This is a genomic window from Duganella sp. CF517 (assembly GCF_900110275.1).
Classification (GTDB): Bacteria; Pseudomonadota; Gammaproteobacteria; order Burkholderiales; family Burkholderiaceae_D; genus Rugamonas.
In genome coordinates this window covers 693,719-710,165 of the sequence record NZ_FODC01000001.1, presented here as the reverse complement: position 1 = coordinate 710,165, position 16,447 = coordinate 693,719, and the positions used below count along the sequence as shown (strand labels likewise).

The 16,447-nt window shown below is 64.0% G+C and carries 15 protein-coding genes; 8 read left to right on the top strand and 7 right to left on the bottom strand.

The window, feature by feature from the left end; all coding sequences use genetic code 11:
• Positions 1–19 precede the first annotated feature (19 nt).
• Positions 20–1,201, top strand: coding sequence for an ABC transporter substrate-binding protein (locus BMX85_RS02960; protein ID WP_090314184.1), 1,182 nt, complete (start codon positions 20–22; stop codon positions 1,199–1,201).
• Positions 1,202–1,222: 21 nt separating this feature from the next.
• Here BMX85_RS02960 and pcaD read toward each other — a convergent pair whose 3' ends face one another.
• From pcaD to pcaH, 4 genes are read right to left on the bottom strand one after another with little or no spacing between them, the layout of a single operon-like run.
• Entirely contained in the window at positions 1,223–2,497 is a 1,275-nt protein-coding gene (gene pcaD, locus BMX85_RS02955) for a bifunctional 4-carboxymuconolactone decarboxylase/3-oxoadipate enol-lactonase PcaCD (protein ID WP_090314183.1), read from the bottom strand.
• 7 nt (positions 2,498–2,504) lie between these two features.
• Complete coding sequence (locus tag BMX85_RS02950; RefSeq protein WP_090314182.1) at positions 2,505–3,884, bottom strand: lyase family protein; 1,380 nt, start codon at positions 3,882–3,884, stop codon at positions 2,505–2,507.
• Between the two features lie 18 nt (positions 3,885–3,902).
• Positions 3,903–4,424 carry a peptidase associated/transthyretin-like domain-containing protein gene (locus tag BMX85_RS02945; protein WP_090314181.1) on the bottom strand — a complete coding sequence of 174 codons (522 nt, stop codon included), beginning with the start codon at positions 4,422–4,424 and terminating at the stop codon, positions 3,903–3,905.
• Positions 4,425–4,435: 11 nt separating this feature from the next.
• Positions 4,436–5,128 (bottom strand): protocatechuate 3,4-dioxygenase subunit beta, encoded by a 693-nt coding sequence (gene pcaH / locus BMX85_RS02940; protein ID WP_090314180.1) that lies wholly within the window; start codon positions 5,126–5,128, stop codon positions 4,436–4,438.
• A gap of 137 nt (positions 5,129–5,265) precedes the next feature.
• Between pcaH and BMX85_RS02935 the strand changes: the two genes are divergently transcribed.
• The gene (locus BMX85_RS02935) at positions 5,266–6,039 is read left to right on the top strand and encodes an IclR family transcriptional regulator domain-containing protein (RefSeq protein ID WP_090314179.1); all 774 of its coding nucleotides are present in this window, start codon (positions 5,266–5,268) and stop codon (positions 6,037–6,039) included.
• Here the strand turns inward: BMX85_RS02935 and BMX85_RS02930 are convergent.
• Positions 6,036–6,929: a helix-turn-helix domain-containing protein gene (locus tag BMX85_RS02930; RefSeq protein WP_090314178.1), complete on the bottom strand. Its 894-nt coding sequence runs from the start codon at positions 6,927–6,929 to the stop codon at positions 6,036–6,038. The genes BMX85_RS02935 and BMX85_RS02930 overlap by 4 nt on opposite strands.
• 134 nt (positions 6,930–7,063) lie before the next feature.
• Here BMX85_RS02930 and BMX85_RS02925 point away from each other — a divergent pair, with 134 nt between their 5' ends.
• Together BMX85_RS02925 and BMX85_RS02920 are read left to right on the top strand one after the other, a co-directional pair.
• Positions 7,064–8,233: a 4-hydroxybenzoate 3-monooxygenase gene (locus tag BMX85_RS02925; protein ID WP_090314177.1), complete on the top strand. Its 1,170-nt coding sequence runs from the start codon at positions 7,064–7,066 to the stop codon at positions 8,231–8,233.
• Positions 8,234–8,420: 187 nt separating this feature from the next.
• The gene (locus tag BMX85_RS02920) at positions 8,421–9,179 is read left to right on the top strand and encodes a Crp/Fnr family transcriptional regulator (protein ID WP_090314176.1); all 759 of its coding nucleotides are present in this window, start codon (positions 8,421–8,423) and stop codon (positions 9,177–9,179) included.
• 36 nt (positions 9,180–9,215) lie between these two features.
• Here BMX85_RS02920 and BMX85_RS29915 read toward each other — a convergent pair whose 3' ends face one another.
• Positions 9,216–9,410, bottom strand: a complete 195-nt coding sequence (locus BMX85_RS29915; protein ID WP_143067886.1) for a hypothetical protein — start codon at positions 9,408–9,410, stop codon at positions 9,216–9,218.
• 170 nt (positions 9,411–9,580) lie between these two features.
• On the opposite strand from BMX85_RS29915, the gene BMX85_RS02915 reads away from it, so the two are divergent.
• The 3 genes from BMX85_RS02915 to BMX85_RS02905 are packed head-to-tail and all read left to right on the top strand — an operon-like array spanning position 9,581 to position 13,606.
• Entirely contained in the window at positions 9,581–11,851 is a 2,271-nt protein-coding gene (locus BMX85_RS02915) for a TonB-dependent receptor (protein WP_090314175.1), read from the top strand.
• Complete coding sequence (locus BMX85_RS02910; RefSeq protein WP_090314174.1) at positions 11,851–12,813, top strand: fatty acid desaturase; 963 nt, start codon at positions 11,851–11,853, stop codon at positions 12,811–12,813. Before BMX85_RS02915 ends, BMX85_RS02910 begins: the two co-directional genes overlap by 1 nt.
• A gap of 4 nt (positions 12,814–12,817) precedes the next feature.
• On the top strand, positions 12,818–13,606 hold the full coding sequence (locus BMX85_RS02905) for a phosphate/phosphite/phosphonate ABC transporter substrate-binding protein (RefSeq protein WP_090314173.1): 789 nt from the start codon (positions 12,818–12,820) through the stop codon (positions 13,604–13,606).
• 48 nt (positions 13,607–13,654) lie between these two features.
• Here the strand turns inward: BMX85_RS02905 and BMX85_RS02900 are convergent, their stop codons facing one another.
• Positions 13,655–14,620 (bottom strand): aliphatic sulfonate ABC transporter substrate-binding protein, encoded by a 966-nt coding sequence (locus tag BMX85_RS02900; RefSeq protein ID WP_090314172.1) that lies wholly within the window; start codon positions 14,618–14,620, stop codon positions 13,655–13,657.
• 214 nt (positions 14,621–14,834) lie between these two features.
• Here BMX85_RS02900 and BMX85_RS02895 point away from each other — a divergent pair, with 214 nt between their 5' ends.
• Positions 14,835–16,424 (top strand): flavin monoamine oxidase family protein, encoded by a 1,590-nt coding sequence (locus tag BMX85_RS02895; protein ID WP_090314171.1) that lies wholly within the window; start codon positions 14,835–14,837, stop codon positions 16,422–16,424.
• Positions 16,425–16,447: the final 23 nt, after the last annotated feature.

The following is a 16,447-nucleotide window of genomic DNA, read 5'->3' as shown; positions in this document are numbered from 1 at the left end:
AAAACAAGAAGGAGACACCATGTCAGAGAATATCAATACCCATCGCCGTCAGATTCTGCTGGGCGCGGCCGCCTTGTCCGCCGGCGTGCTGCCGGCCGCCGCGGCGGCCGAGCCGTTGAAGGTGGGCTTGATCGTGCCGATGTCCGGACCGTTCGCGTCCACCGGCCGCCAGATCGAGGCCGCCGTCAAGCTGTTCATGCGGCAGAACGGCGCCAGCGTCGCCGGGCGCCAGGTCGAAATCATCCTCAAGGACGATGGCGGCGTGGCGCCGGATGTCACCAAGCGGCTGGCGCAGGAACTGGTCTCGCGCGACAAGGTGCAGGTGCTGGCCGGCTTCGGCCTGACACCCCTGGCTTTTGCCGCCGCGCCGGTGGCGACGCAGGCCAAGGTGCCGATGATCGTGATGGCCGCCGCGACGTCGGTGATTCCGCAGCGCTCGCCGTACATCGTGCGCACCGGCTTCACCTTGGCGCAAGTGACCGCGCCGATGGCCCAGTGGGCGGTCAAGAACAAGATGAAAACCGTGGTCACCCTGGTGAGCGACTATGGCCCCGGGCTGGATGCGGAGAAGGTGTTCGCCAAGGACTTCAACGAGGGTGGCGGCAAGGTCGTCGAGAGCCTGCGCGCACCGCTGCGCAATCCCGACTATGCGCCGTTCCTGGCCAAGGTAAAGGACTTGAAGCCGGACGCGTTGTTTGTGTTCGTGCCTTCGGGGGAGGGCGCGGCGGTGCTCAAGCAGTTCACGGAGCGTGGCCTGGCCGGCGCCGGCATCCGCTTGATTTGTACCGGCGATGTGCTGGACGATGATTTGATGGCGAGCATTGGCCCGGCCGCCGCTGGTGTGGTCAGCAGCCACCACTATTCGGCCGCGCATCCGTCGGCGGAGAACAAGGCGTACGTCGAAGCGTTCGGCAAGGCGAACAAGGGAATGCGGCCCAACTTCCACTCGGTCGGCGCTTATGACGGCATGCAGTTGTTATACGCGGCCCTCAAGAAGACCGCCGGCGACAGCAACGGCGACAAGCTGCTGGCGGCGATGAAAGGCATGGAGTGGACCAGCGTGCGCGGCCCGGTCGGCATCGATGCCGGCACCCGCGATATCGTGCAAACGGTTTATATCCGTAAGGCCGAGGCGACCGGCGGCTCCTACTTCAACGTGGAGTTCGACAAGGTCGACAAGGTGCGCGACCCGGGTGTTTAGGCAGCCCGATTTCCCGCGCTGTTATAGCTCGACGATGAAGTCCCGGACGGCGCGGCTGAAAGCTTCCGGCTGTTCGATGCAGCTCAGGTGGGAGGCCTGGCGCAGTATCTCCAGCTTCGCGTTGGGGATGCCGTCCACCAGCGTTTGCGACATCTCTATCGGCGTTCCCTGATCCAGTTCGCCCGCGATCACCAGGGTTGGCGCCTGGATCGCCGCCAGACGCGCAGTGGTATCGACCGTGCCGACGGCGTTGCAGCAGCCGGTGTAACCGACGGTGTCGGTCGAAACCACGCGTCGGCGAAAGCGCGCCACCGTCGCCGCGTGATCGGCGCGGAAGCCGTCGTGGAAGTAGCGTCCCATGACGGCATCGGCGATCGCCTCGATGCCGCCTTCGTTCACCGTGGCGATGCGCTGCTTCCAGGCGTCGCGCGCGGCTTGCGGGTAGCCGGACGTGGTATTGGCCAGCACCAGCGCGCGCACCAGCCCCGGATGGCGCAGCGCCAGTTCCTGGCCGACCATGCCGCCCATCGATAAACCCAACCACACAACCGGACCGGTATCGAGCTCGCGCAGCAGCGCGGCCGCATCGTCGGCCAGGTCGGCCATCGAATAGGCGCCCGCCGGCGACTCCGAACTGCCATGGCCCCGGTGATCGTAGGCGATGACGCGGCTATCTTCCGCCAGTTGGTTTGCCAGCCCGTCCCACATCGTCAGGTCGCAGCCGATGGCGTGGCTTAGCACCACGGTGTGACGCGGCGCCTTGCCGTTGCGCGGCTCGCGCACGGTGTAGTGCAGCGATGGACGTGCTTTGTCCCGGCTGTCCGTGCGGCCTTCGCGGCCGACGCCGGGGTGGCTGGCGTTGCCAGGCGCCGCCGGGTCCAGCGCGTAGCCGATCTGCGGGCCGACTTCGCGCAGGATCGCCAGCGCGTGTGTGAAAGCGGTGTTCGCGGCCGGTACGCCGGCGTAGATGGCCGATTGGATCAGTACTTCCTTCAATTCGTCCGGCGTCAGGCGGGTCGCCTCATCGCCCAGCAGCGCGGCGCGCACGTGCAGGTCGAATTCTTCCCAGCGGCCCAGGGCGGTGGTGATGGAGAGGACGATGGCGCGACGGGTTTTCGGCTCCAGCCCCGGACGGCCCCAGATCTCGTTCCAGGCGAAGCGCGTGATCAGGTTCTGGAAGTCGGCATTGAAGTTGTTGGCGTTGCCGAGGGACCGGTCCACCCACGCGTCGCCCAGTATGGCGCGGCGGTTGTTGAGGCCACGTTCGAAGTCGTGGTCGATGGGATCGTAGCTCATGATGTCTTCACTTTAGGTTGAGCGAGGCGAGATCGGCTCGCAGGCTTTGCAGCTGTCGTTGCGCGAGCCGCTGTGCGGGCGCGGTGGCGGCGACCGGATCGAACAGCGTGCGCAGATGCGCCGTGTCGACGTGGGCGTGTAGCTTGTCGTCCTGCTTCAGCGTCTCCTCGATCACGTCGGCGAGGTGGCGCTGGCTGGCAAGCGCATCGCCGGTCATTTTTTCCAGCAGCGCGTGGGCCGCCTGCTTGCCGATGGCGGCCGCCAGATAGGCCGATGCCGCCTCGGCGAACACCAGCCCTTGCAGCGCATCGATATTGCGCAGCATGCGCGCGCTGTCGATCTGGAGGCCGGCAAAGGCGTCGTTCAGCGCTTGCAGTGCGCCGTGGGCGCTGAGGAACAGGTTTGGCCACTCGGCGAGTTCGGCCTGCCAGTTGCCCAGGCCCCGCTCATGCTGCTGGCCCATGCTGGCCAACAGCGCGGCGGCGTGCTGCGGCGTGCGCGTGGCGGCGGCCAGCGCGATCATCGCCGACACGGGATTGCGTTTGTGCGGCATGGCCGACGATCCACCGCGTCCATTGCCGGATGGTTCGGCCAGTTCGGCGATCTCGCCTTGCGCCATCAGGCTCAGGTCCGTGGCCAGCTTGCCCAGGCTACCGGACAGCACCGCCACTTCCAGGCCAAGACGCACCCACTCGTCGCGCTGCGTGTGCCAGGCCGCATCGGCCACCTTGAGTTTGAGCGCGGCGGCGACACGGCCTGCGACCGCCGGACCTTGCTCTCCCATCACCGCGAGGGTGCCGACGGCGCCGCCCAATTGGAGCTGCAATGCGCGCGACGCGCTTTCGCGCAGGCGCAGGCGGGCGCGCACCAGGGGCGCCAGCCAGCCGGTCAGCTTGAAGCCGAAGCTGGTCACCTGGGCGGGCTGCATCAGGGTGCGTGCCAGCACCGGCGTTGCCAGGTGCCGCTCCGCCAGCTGCAGCAGATGCCCGGTCAGGTCGTGCAGACCGTCGTCGAGCAATTGCAGCGCGTCGCGCGTGGCCAGCACCATCGCCGTGTCGATGACGTCCTGGCTGGTGCTGCCCCAGTGGACCTTGCCGGCGGCCTGCGCGTCGTACAGCGCGACGGTCTTGGTCAGCTCCTTGACCAGCGGGATGGCCAGGCTGCCGGCGCGGCGGCCGGCGCTGATGATGGCGGGGATGTCGTAGAGCTGCGCGTTGCAGACGCCGGCGATGGCGCGTGCGGCGGCGGGTTCCATCATGCCCTCATCGGCTTGGGCCTGCGCCAGGGCTTCCTCGAAACGGAACATCGCCTGCACGATGGCCGTGTCGTCGAACACGGCGATCATGTCGGTGGTGGTCAGGAAGCTGTCGAAAATCGATACACTCACTGCTGCTCCAGTTCTGGTTCAAACATAGTCGAAGAAGGCGGTTTCCTGCGCGCCCTGCATGTGGATGTTCCAGCGGTACTGGCCATCGGCGGTTTTCACCGCGAGCAGGGTGGGGCGGCGCGCCGCCGGGATTTGCTCAAGTATCGCCGATTCCGCCAGTCCGGCGTCGCCTTCCAGGAAAACAGCGGTGAACTGGTGCTTGACCAGGCCGCGCGCGAACACGGTGATATAGGCCAGCGGCAGTCCCGGCGCCTGCGGGACGGCGGACAGGCGCAGGGCGAACCCGCCCTGGTCGTTGCTGGGCACGCGGCGGAAGCCCGCCAATGGCTGCGACGCTTCCGCGCCGGCGGCGGCGGGCTGCCAGGTCTCTATCTGGGCGTCGTTGATCGGCAGGCCGTCGCCGTCGTAGATGGTGCCGCTGATGGTGACGGCGTCCACCGGCCTGGCGGCGTCGCTGAAGTCCACCGCCCATTGCCACGCCTCGTGGGAGAACGGGCCGATGGTCTGCGAGGTGGTGATCGGTTTCGCTGGATTGGTCATGTTGGTTCCCCTCAGATGCCGGTTGGCGTGGCGTCGCGGCCGCGCAGCACGATGTCGAATTCATAGCCCAGCATCTGGTCGCTGACCGTGTGCTCAAGGCTGAAGCGCGAGATCAGGCGCTGGCGCGCGGCCAGGTCCGGAATGCTCTGGAAGATCGGATCGTAATCGAACAGCGGATCGCTGGGGAAGTACATCTGCGTGACGAGCCGCTGCGCATACACGTTCCCGAACAGCGAGAAATGGATGTGCGCCGGACGCCAGGCCTTGTCGTGGTTCCCCCAAGGGTAGGGGCCCGGTTTGATGGTGACGAAGCGGTAGCGGCCTTCGTCGTCGGTCATCATCTTGCCCCAACCGTTGAAGTTGGGATCGAGCGGCGCGTTGTGCTGGTCGCGCTTGTGGCGATAGCGTCCGGCCGCGTTGCACTGCCAGACTTCCAGCAGCGAGTCGCGTACCGGTTTGCCGTCTTCATCGAGCACGCGGCCGGTGACGACGATTTTCTCGCCGAGCGGCTCTCCCTCGCCGTGCGCGGTGAGGTCCATATCGTGCGGTAGCAGGATGCGTGGCGACGGGGCGATGTTTTGCGTCGTTGGAACCGGCGCCACGATGCGCAGCGCCGACTGCACCGGCCCGCGCCTGAGCGTGGATTTATATTCTGGGTAAATCAGTTCCGGATAGACGCCGGGCGCGATAGCATCGAATTTCACTGCTGTCTCCTGAGTGGGTTTGTTCTGTCGACGATGGTACGAAAGCGGTCGTGACATCACAAGGCGGCGGCTGCGTGCTATATTCGCTAAACGCACAGTCTGTGCGCATATCGCCCAAATCTGCATTTTTATATGTCATGAACACCGAAAACGACGTTCCAGCCAAACGCGACATGATTGCCGGCCTCGAAAAAGGGTTGCAGGTGATCGAGGCGTTCGACCAGGAGCGCGGCCGCCTGAGCATCGCCGAAGTGGCCGAGCGCACCGGCCTGACCCGGGCGGCGGCGCGCCGCTATCTGATCACGCTCACGCATCTGGGCTATATGCGGCACGAGAACAAGCTGTTTTCGCTGACGCCGATGGTGCTGCGGCTCGGCCAGTCCTACCTGCATTCGGCGCGCCTTCCGCGTCTGGCGCAGCCGCTGTTGTACCGGCTCGCGTATTCGGTCGGGGAAGCGGCGTCCGTCGGCGTGCTCGATCACGATCAGCTGGTGTGCGTGGCGGCGGTCAGCGCCGGCCAACTGGTGTCCGCGACGCTGCAACCGGGGACGCGGGTGCCGGCGTGGTGCACCGCGAACGGCCGCATGCTGCTGGCCAGCCTGCCGCTGGACCAGCTGGATGCCTTTCTGGCCCGCGTGGTGCCGGAGCAGATCACCGAGCACACGATCGTCGGCAAGGAGCGTCTGGCGCTGGAGATCGCGCGCGCCAGATCGCAGGGCTACGCGCTGGTGGACCAGGAGCTGGAGCTGGGACTGCGCACGATGGCGGTGCCGCTGAAGAATTTTCGCGGCGAGGTGGTGGCCGCCATGAATATCAGCGTCCACGCGGCGCGCATGCCGCTCGACCAGATGGTGGAGCGCTGCCTGCCGGCGCTGATCAAGATGCAGGTCGAATTGAATGCGTTGCTTTAGTCGCTCTTGCGGAATTCCTTGGGCGTGACGCCCATGCGTTTCTTGAACAGGCGGCTGAAGTAGGCCGGGTCCTGGAAGCCCAGTTCATAGGCGATGCTGGCGATGCTGGCCGGGACGTAGGTCAGCTTGCGGCACGCCTCCAGCATTAGCCGGTCCTGTGTGATGTCGAACGCCGATTTGCCGGACAGTTTGAGGCACAAGCGGTTCAGGCGCACCGGCGACGCTTTCAGGACGTCGGCATACTGGCCAACCTGCCACTGCTCCTTGAAATGCCGCTCCACCTCCGCCCTGAAGCGGCTAAATAGCTCGAACTCGCCCCGGCCCGACTGGTCGGCGAAGCGGTGATCGGCCTGCACCCGCACCAGCAGCAGCAGGGCGGCGCGCGCCAGCCACTCCAGCATCAACGTGTGGCCGTATTGCGGCCAGGCCGCTTCCGCCAGCAACTGCTGGAGCAGCGCCTCCAGCCGCGAGCGCGCCTCCGGCAGTCCGTTCAAGCCGATCGCCAGCGGCTCGACGAACAGCGTGGAATATAAATCCCCCTGGTTGTCGGCCGCCGAGAAAATGACATTCTGGTCCACCGTCAGCACGTAGCCCTGGGCCTCCGGCGAAAAATCGAAGCCGTGGACCACCGACGGATGGATCGTCAGCACGGCGGGCCCGCGCAGCTCCAGCAGTGCGTCGTCGACGCTGGCGCGCACTTCGCCGGCGAATAAAAAAAGTACCTGAAACAGCCCCGGGTGGGTGTGGTTGTCGATATGCCAGTCATACCTGCGGCTGCGCGTTTCGATCAGCTCTATATGAACGAATTCGGCGTTTTCCGAGCGGGTTTGCTCGCCGTAGAGGGCAAACCTGGGGATCTCGGCAAGTGCTTGTTTGGCTGGGGAGGGCATGGTGTGGGGTCCGTTGTTTGTCTAAATAGTACAAGTTTTATGCCGTTTCATCCATTTTTTTTAGGACTTGCCGGCGCTACGATGGCGTCATAGAAAAATCTATGACGCACCCATAAAACACATCGGAGACAACCATGCGCACCCAAGTAGCCATCATCGGCGCCGGCCCGGCCGGCCTGCTGTTATCCCATTTGCTGCATCTCGACGGCATCGAGTCGGTCATTGTCGAAACCCGCTCGCGCGCCGACATCGAGGCGACCATCCGCGCCGGCGTGCTGGAACAGGGCACCATGGATATCCTCAACGAATCCGGCGTCGGCCAACGGATGCGCGGGCAGGGCGCGCTGCACCACGGCTTTGAATTGGCGTTCGGTGGCAAACGGCACCGCATCGACCTGACCGGATTGACCGGCAAGGCCATCACCGTCTACCCGCAGCATGAGGTGATCAAGGATCTGGTGGCGGCGCGCCTGGCAGCCGATGGCCAGATACTGTTCGAGGTCAGCGACGTGGCGCTGCATGGCGTCGACACGCAAACGCCGTCGGCCACCTTTATGCACAACGGCGAGGCGCGTTCCATCGAAGCCGATTTCGTGATCGGCTGCGATGGCTATCATGGCGTGAGCCGTCCGGCGATGCCGGCGCAGGAGCAGCGCAAGAATTTCCAGCGTATCTATCCCTTCGGCTGGTTCGGCATCCTGGTCGAATCGGCGCCGTCGTCCGAGGAGTTGATCTATGCGCGGCACGAACGCGGCTTCGCGCTGGTGAGCACTCGGTCGCCGACGGTGCAGCGGCTGTACTTCCAGTGCGATCCGGCCGACCACGTCGACAACTGGTCCGACGATCAGATCTGGGCGGAGCTGCACGCGCGGCTGGAAAACCACGACGGCTGGAAGCTCGCAGAGGGCAAGATCTTCCAGAAAAATATCATCGGCATGCGCAGCTTCGTATCGACGCCGATGCAATCGGGCCGATTGTTCCTGGCCGGCGATTCGGCGCACATCGTGCCGCCGACCGGCGCCAAGGGCATGAACCTGGCCGTCTCGGACGTCAAGCTGCTGGCGCATGGGCTGGAGCAGTTCTACAAGAAGGGCAGCGGCGAGAGGCTTGCAAGCTACACCGACGATGCGCTCAAGCGCATTTGGCGCGCCGAGTATTTTTCATGGACGATGACGCGGCTGCTGCATACCTTCGCCGAGGCGACACCGTTCGAGCGCGAAATGCAGCGCGCGGAATTGGAGAATATCGTGACCTCGCGGGCGATGGCGACGGCGCTGGCGGAGAACTATGTGGGAGCGTTTTAGAACCCCACGGGTCGCAGGGTAGGAATATAAGAGGGGCCGCGTAGGACTGGGATGACAAAGTGCTATGTTCCTAGCCTACATTAGGCTCCTACGCGCTCCTATGACCTAGCGCACATAGCGGAGATATAGTGTATCCATCAGGTCGGCAACGATCTATCGGAATAAAACACACTACAAGAGGCCCGCCATGCAACAAGCTACTCACACCAATGTCTCCGGCAACGCAGTACTGGCAATGCACGCCGTTACCCCGGCTGCGGCGCCTGCGCCCGCCATCAGCATCATCGGCGCACAACAGAACGAGCTGCTGCGGGCCTTGTCGCGTGAAGAGCTGGTTAGCCTGTTCGCGCATCTGGAACTGGTGCCTCTGACGGCCGGCAAACACTTGTTCGACTTCGGCGACAAAATGGAATACGCCTTCTTCCCGACCAATGCGATCGTCTCGCTGCAGTATGTGACCGAAGACGGCGGCGCCACCGAAATCGCCGTCGTCGGCCGCGAAGGCGTGGTCGGCGTCTCGATGTACGAAACCGAACGCGCCAACTGCTCGGCGGTGGTGCAGAGCGCCGGTTACGGTTATCGCATCAAGTCGGCCGTGCTGCGCGAAGCCTTCTTCAGCGGCGGCGCATTGGCTCAGCAGTTGATGCGCCATACCAGCGCGCTGTTTGCCCAATTGGCCCAAACCGTGGCCGGTGTGCGTCACGGCAGCATCGAACAGCGCCTGTGCCGCTGGCTGCTGGAACGCCTGGACCGCTCCACTTCCAATGAGTTGAAAGTGACGCAGGAGATGATCGCGAATATGCTGGGCGTGCGCCGCGAGAGCATCACCTGCTCGGCGGGCAAACTGCAGGAAGAAGGCTTGATCGAATATCGTCGCGGCACCGTTACCGTTCTCGATCGCAGCGGCATGGAACGTCGTGCCGGCGGTTGCTACGTCCCCGCGTAACTGCTTCTCAAACAGTTCTTCTCCGCTTCAAACCTCTTAGTGCAGGTACCTCGGCGCATGCTGGAGTTGATCCAGCTTGCGCTGCACCAGGCAGTACCACGCCATCGCCCATTTGGACGCCAGCATCGATTCCTCCACCGTCGGCGCGGACATGGTCCGCTGAACCGCCATCATCTGGCGATGCAGGGCGCGCGCGGCGGGCGTATGTTTGGGGGCTTTTGAAGTATCCATGGTCTTATTGTGGCCCCGTCGCCAAACTCCGGCTGTGCGGTGTACCACGTTGGCGCTAAGCTACTTTCTCTTGCGCTTTTCTTCTAAGCAAGCACATTTATCTTCCTTTCCCAGTCTTTTGCGGATCTATATACTGTTTTCTCATGGTATCGGCCGCTTAATAAGGAAAAATGATGGGGAAGAGGGATTTTCAGGTCGCTGCCGTGCTGTCGGTTGGCGTTATCGCTGGCGCACATGCGCAAATCGCGGTGCAGGACGGCGACCGGATCGAGAAAGTGGAGGTTACGGCCACGCGCTCGGCGAACGCGGTCGACGTGCAGCAGGTGCCGGCTGCGATTACCGTGCTCAAACCGGACAATCTGACCAGATATGGCCTCGGTAACCTGACCGACATCGCCAGCCTGGTGCCGGCGATGTCGGTCCAGGAGCAGGGGCCGGGCATCAACAACATCACGATGCGCGGGCTGGTGGTGCGGGGCATCGTCCCCTCGGAAGTGCAGGACGCGTCGCTGGTGGCGGTTTATATCGACGACATGCCCGTCACGCTGAAGTCGTCCAATCCGGATCTGAAGGTGCTGGACCTCGAGCGCATCGAGGTGTTGCAAGGGCCGCAAGGCACGCTGTTCGGCGCCGGTGCGATGGCGGGCGCGGTCCGCCAGATCACCCAGAAACCCGATTTGACGGATATATTCGGCTCGGTGGAGGCGGTCGGCTCCAGTACCTCCAAGTTCGGTGGTGGAAATCACAACCTGCGCGGCACGGTCAACCTGCCGCTGAAAAACGATGTGCTGGGACTTCGCCTGACCGCCTACACCGGCAACGACTCCGGCTACATCCGCAACCAATACAATGGCGCCATCACCAACGCCGTCTCCACCAACCAGGGACGGGCGGCACTGCGGTTGAAGGCCTCGCGCGATCTGGTGATCGACGCCAGCGTCACCGCTTCCAACGTCAAGGCAGGTGTCAACGACGCCTATGGCGATCTGGCGCCGTACACCACCTTCGCTCTGATCCCGCAAACCAGCAACGACAAACTGCAGTTGTATAACGTCGGCGTCAACTACGATTTGGGCGGCGCGCAACTGGTGTCGTCGACCTCCTACCTGCATCGCGACACGCTGTACGTGACCTCGGCCCAGTATCCGGCGACGGCGTTCATCTTCGGCGGGCAAAATCCGCTGATGCAGGCGGCCTACACTATCGGTAACAAGGTCGAGGACTTCGCGCAGGAGTTCCGCGTCAACTCCAAGGGCGAAGGCCCGTTCAAGTGGACCGCCGGCGCCTTCTTCGAAAAGGGCAAGCGCGATACGCTGCAGGACGAGCCGACCGTCGGTTTCGATGCGCGTTACGCGGAGACGCGCAACTTCCCGGGCTATAACTCGCAGCTCAATGAGCTGGCTTTCAATCCGGACGACTTCTTCTCTGGCGCGCAAAACACCAAATCGCGTCAGGCCGCGCTGTTCGCCGAAGCCACTTACACCGTCTGGGAAAAGCTGGACCTGACTGCGGGCGTGAGGCTGTTCCGTGGCACGCAGGATTTCGATCTGCGTTTCAGCGGCTTGTTCGGCAATCTGGTCGGCGCCACCCCGGCGGCGCCGGTCGGACAGCCGACCGTCAGCAACAGCAGCGCGACATCGAAGGGCGCCAATCCGCGCTTCGTCGCCGCCTACCGTCTCGATCCCGACCACACGCTATACGCCTCGGCCGGCAAGGGCTTCCGCTACGGCGGCAACAACCAGCCGGTGCCTTTCAACTTCTGCGGCATCAACGCACCGACCACCTTCGAGCCGGATAGCCTGTGGAACTACGAGGTCGGCTCGAAAAACACGCTGCTGAATCATCGCATGACGTTCAACGCCAGCGCCTACGTGATCGAGTGGAAGGACGTGCAGGTCTTCAACCGCCTGCCTTGCACCTACTACTTCACGCAAAACGCCGGCAAGATCCGCAGCGAAGGTCTGGAACTGGAAACCGCCTTCAAGCTGACGCGCCGCGCATCGGTGGGAGTGAGCGCGGCCTACAATCACGCCTACGCCACGCGCACCGTGGTCACCGGCATCGCGGCGCAGAACATCCCGGAAGGCAGCCGCGTGCCGTATGCGCCGCGCCTGTCGGCCACCGCCACCGCCAGCTACAGCATTCCCGTGCGCGGGACTGACGAAGTGGGCGTCTCCGCCAGCTATGCGTATCGCGGCGACGCCTATACCAACTTCGCGCCGGAGCAGGGCAGTTATGCGCGCATTCCGTCGTCGAACACGGTCAACGCCACGGTCACTTACAAGACCGGCGCGTACGAGATAGGCCTGTTTGGCACCAACCTGACCAACGGCGCCAAGGTGAGCGACGTCGTGCCCAATACCATCGCCATCCAACCTGGAAATCTGGTGTACATGGCGCGTCCCCGCACTGTGGGATTGCGCGTTAAAGCGAGATTCTGATGCTGAAGCAGCGGCCTTCCGAGTATATCGATGCGCGGCAGCGCGGCGAGGTCGCTGCGGAGCGGAGCCGCACGCTGTGGCTCGGCGAGTGGCCGACCTGGATGCTGATCGCCGTCATCCATGGAGGCTGGCTGCTGACGCTTGCATATTGGCGGGAAATCGGCACTGTGCCTGCCACGTTGCTGATGATTTGGTGGTGCGCCTGGTACATGTCGTTGCAGCACGAACTGATACACGGCCATCCAACCCGCTGGCCGGCGGTGAACCGCCTGTTCGGTTATCTGCCGCTGGCCGTCTGGTACCCGTATGGGCTGTACCGCGACAGCCATCTGCGCCACCACAACGACTTTCATTTGACGATGCCTGCGCTGGACACCGAGAGCAACTACGTCGCGCCGGCGCGGTGGGCGCGGATGAACAAGCCGTTGCGCGCGCTGCACTGGTTTAACAAGACCTTCTGGGGGCGCATGCTGGTTGGCCCGGCGTTGGCCGTCACCGGCGCCTGGATCGAGGCGGTGCGCGAGCCGCTGCGCGGCGACTGGCGCAATGTGCCGATGTGGCTGACCCATGTCGCCATGCTGGCGGCGATGCTGTGGTGGGTGCGGTCTGCCTTCGGCGTGGAGCCTCTGTATTATCTGCTGGCGATCTCATATCCCGCGCAATCGTTGGCGATGGTGCGATCCTACTATGAGCATCGGCCGGCGGCGGATCACAAACAGCGCATCGTGCTCAATGAAGCCGGTTTTGTCTGGCGGGTGCTGTTCCTGAATAACAATCTGCACCTGGTCCATCACGACCTGCCTTCGGTGCCGTGGTATCTGCTGCCGCGCGTCTACAAGGCGCGGCGGCTGGCTTACAATACGCGCAGCGGCGGCTTTCATGTCCAGGGTTATGGACGGTTGATACGCCGCTTCGGTTTCGGCGCGATCGACGCGCCGGTTCATCCCCATATGCCGGACTAGCCAAATGACCTGGATCGCCGCTCTGCCGATGTACAACGTCTCCGAGCGGTTGGGGCGGGCCTATGAGGATTTTCTGGTCGCATTGGCGCAGGAGGCCGGACAGGAGGTTTCGCCTCAATCGCCTTCGGACCTGCCAGCGTTCTGGCGGCGGCGGGACCTGCTGCTTAGCCAGACTTGCGGCTACCCCTACATGACCCGGTTGCGTGGCGAAGTGACCCTGGTCGCCACGCCTTGCTACGATTTCGCCGGTTGCTCCGGCAGCGATTATTCGAGCGTGATCGTGGTGCGCGAGGGAGCCGGGGTCGATGTGCTGGCCGATGCGGCCGGGCTGGTCGCGGTGGTCAACGACGTGAACTCCAATAGCGGGATGAACGTGCTGCGCCATGCGGTGGCGCCGCTTGCGCAGGACGGCCGGTTTTTCGGCAAGGTGATCCAGTCGGGTAGCCATGCCGCCAGCGTGCGCATGGTGCGCCAGGGCGCGGCCGATATCGCGGCGGTCGATTGCGTCACCTGGGGCTATCTGGCGCGGGAGGATCCGGAGGCGTCGATCGGGCTGAAGGCGTTGCGGTATTCGGCTTCGTCGCCCGGGTTGCCGTTGATCGCGGGTGCCGCGGTGGAGCAGGAGTTGGTATTGCGGCTGCGCGGGGCTTTGCTGCGGCCTGGCGCCAGGCTGCGGGAATTGATGGATGTGTTGAGTATTCGCGGGTTCGAGTATCGGGACGATGCCGACTATGCGCTGATTCTTCAGATTCAAACAGAGGCCGAGGCGGCGGGTTATCCGGGGCTCGCGTAGGCCGGATTAGCGGGCGAGGCCCGCCAATCCGCCCCCTGTCTCCTAGGGTCATCTGGCGCCGCGCCACAGCGGCACCGCCGTCGCGTCCAACTTGCGCGGCAGCAGGCCTTCGGCGTAAAACGCATCGGCGATGCGCTGCTGCTCGCCCAGGGCATCCTTTTGCACCAGCCGCACATCGTAGCTGCGCCGGCTATTGGCCAACTCCACCGTCTTCGCATCCAGCCCCCACGCCGGCGCCAGCAACTCCGCCGCTTCCTTCGGCGACTGCTTGACCCACTTGCCGGTCTTGCGCAAGGCTTCAAAGACCACCCCCAGCACATCCGAACGCGCCTCCGCATAGCTGGTGGCGGCCAGGTAGTAACGCTGATAGTCGGCGACATTGCGGCCGTCCGCCAAAATCTTAACCGACGACTGCCGCTGCACGCCGGCCAGGTACGGGTCCCATGTCACCCAGGCGGCGACACTGCCACGTTCGAACGCCGCGCGGCCATCGGCCGGCGTCAGGTAGGCCGGTTCGATGTCCTTGAAACGCAACCCCGCCTTATCCAGCGCCGCGATCAGCAGGTAATGGCTGCCCGCAGCCTTGGTCAGCGCTATCTTCTTCCCCTTTAAATCCGCCACGGTGGCGTAGGGCGCATCGGCGCGCACCACGATCGCCTGTGCCGATGGCGACGGCGCCTCCTGCGCGAAGTAGGTCAGTTGCGCGCCGGCCGCCTGGGCGAACACCGGCACCGTGTCCGCCACGTCCGCGCTCAAATCCACGCCGCCGACGTTGAGCGCCTCCAGCAGCGGCAGGCCGCTGGAGAACTCGTGCCAACTGACCTTGACGCCCAGCGGCGCGAGATCCTGTTCGAGCTGGCCGCGTACTTTGAGGATGGTGAGCAGGGTGGACGACTTCTGATAGCCGATGCGCAGCGTCGATGGTTTTTGCGCCAGCGCCGGCAAGCAGGCCAATGGCAGCAAGGTTGTCAGCGCAAACAGGGATAGCAAGGTGCGGCGGCGCGGGGTGGACATGAAGTCTCCGGAAGTTGGTTGTCTTTCGATTGTAGGTCGCTTGCCGCCGGCGCCGGAACGAATGGTTTCGCGTTTGGATATAGCGCCAGCAGATATCGTCCACGTAAAGACATTATTCTCAAAATTCATATTTGAATATAATAAACAATTAGTTTCTACATAATTATCCGCGTCATAAGATCGCTCCAACTTGACCAATTTGTGGAGCTAACTTATGACAGTATCGCGTCGGAACTTCCTCGTGCGGCTTGCCGCGACCAGCGGCTACGCCGCAGCCACCGCCGCGATGACGACCTTGGGCTTGGGGGCGCCGGCGATCGCGCTCGCCGCCCAGCCAGAAGGGCCGCAGCTGGCGCCCGGCTCGGGAAAGGGCTTGCGCGTGCTGGTGCTGGGCGCCGGTATCGCCGGCCTGGTGTCGGCCTACGAGTTACGCAAGGCGGGCTATGAGGTACAGGTGGTCGAGGCGCGCGACCGGGTCGGCGGCCGAAATTGGACCATACGCAACGGCACCCGCATCGAGTACGGCGACGGCACCACGCAAACCGCGGAATTCGATCCGGACCACTATTTCAACGCGGGCCCGGCGCGTTTGCCCAGCCATCATCAGACCATTCTCGGCTACTGCCGCGAGTTCGGTGTCGAGTTGGAGGCGGAGGTCAACACCAGCCGCAGCGCCTACTTCCTGCCGGATCCCGCTAAGGGTGGCCAGCCGGTCCAGCTGCGCCGCGCCATCAACGATGCGCGCGGCCATATCTCCGAACTGTTGGCCAAGTCGGTCAACCGCGGCGCGCTCGATCAGGAGCTGAACGTTGACGATCGCGCGCGGCTGGTCGAATTCCTGAAGGTTTATGGCGACCTGACGCCGAAGGCGGAATTCAAGGGTACCGAGCGCTCCGGCTACAAGGTTTTTCCGGGATCGGCGGAGCAGGTGGGCGAGCGTCAGGAGCCGTTGTCGCTGGAGGCCCTGCTGGACCCCGACCTCTGGACGTCGCTGATCTTCGATGAGTTGCTGATTTTCCAGCCGACGATGCTGCAACCGGTTGGCGGCATGGATCGCATCCCGCACGCTTTCCACGAGCGGCTGAAGGATGTGGTGCGGCTGAACACGGAGGTCAAGGCCATCCGCAACAAGCCGAATGGCGTCGATGTGACGGTGCGCGAGCGCGCCAGCGGCAAGGAACAGGTGCTGTCGGCCGATTTCGCCATCACGACTTTCCCTTTGCCGGTGCTGGCGCTGGTCGACACCAATTTTTCGCCGGAGGTGAAAGCGGCGATCTCCGGCGTGCACTACGACACGGCCAGCAAGATCGCCTGGCAGTCGCGCCGTTTCTGGGAAACGGACACGCATATCTACGGCGGCATCTCCATCGTCAAGCACGAGACGGCGCTGATCTGGTATCCCAGCGGCGGTTTTCACAAGGCCACCGGCGTGCTGGTTGGCTGCTACAACATCGGCCAGGCCGCGCGCGATTTCACCGCCAAGCCCCTGGCGGCGCAATTCGGGTCCTCGCGCGGTGTCATCGACCGTGTGCATCCCGGGCGCGGCGCCGAATTGCAGCGTCCCGTCAGCGTTGCCTGGCACAAGGTGCCGTATAGCCTTGGCTCTTGGGTGCATTGGGCCACGCCGGCGGAAAAGGAATACACATTGCTCAATAAACCGGAGGGGCGGGTTCACTTCGCCGGCGAGTACCTGAGCCAAATCGGCGCATGGCAGGAGGGCGCCGCGCTGTCGGCCCACCATGCCATCGCCGCCATCGCCAACCGCGTTGCCGCCGGCGCCACCGTCGCCAAGCGCGCCGCCTGATTTTTTCACTTGAGAGAGCACAC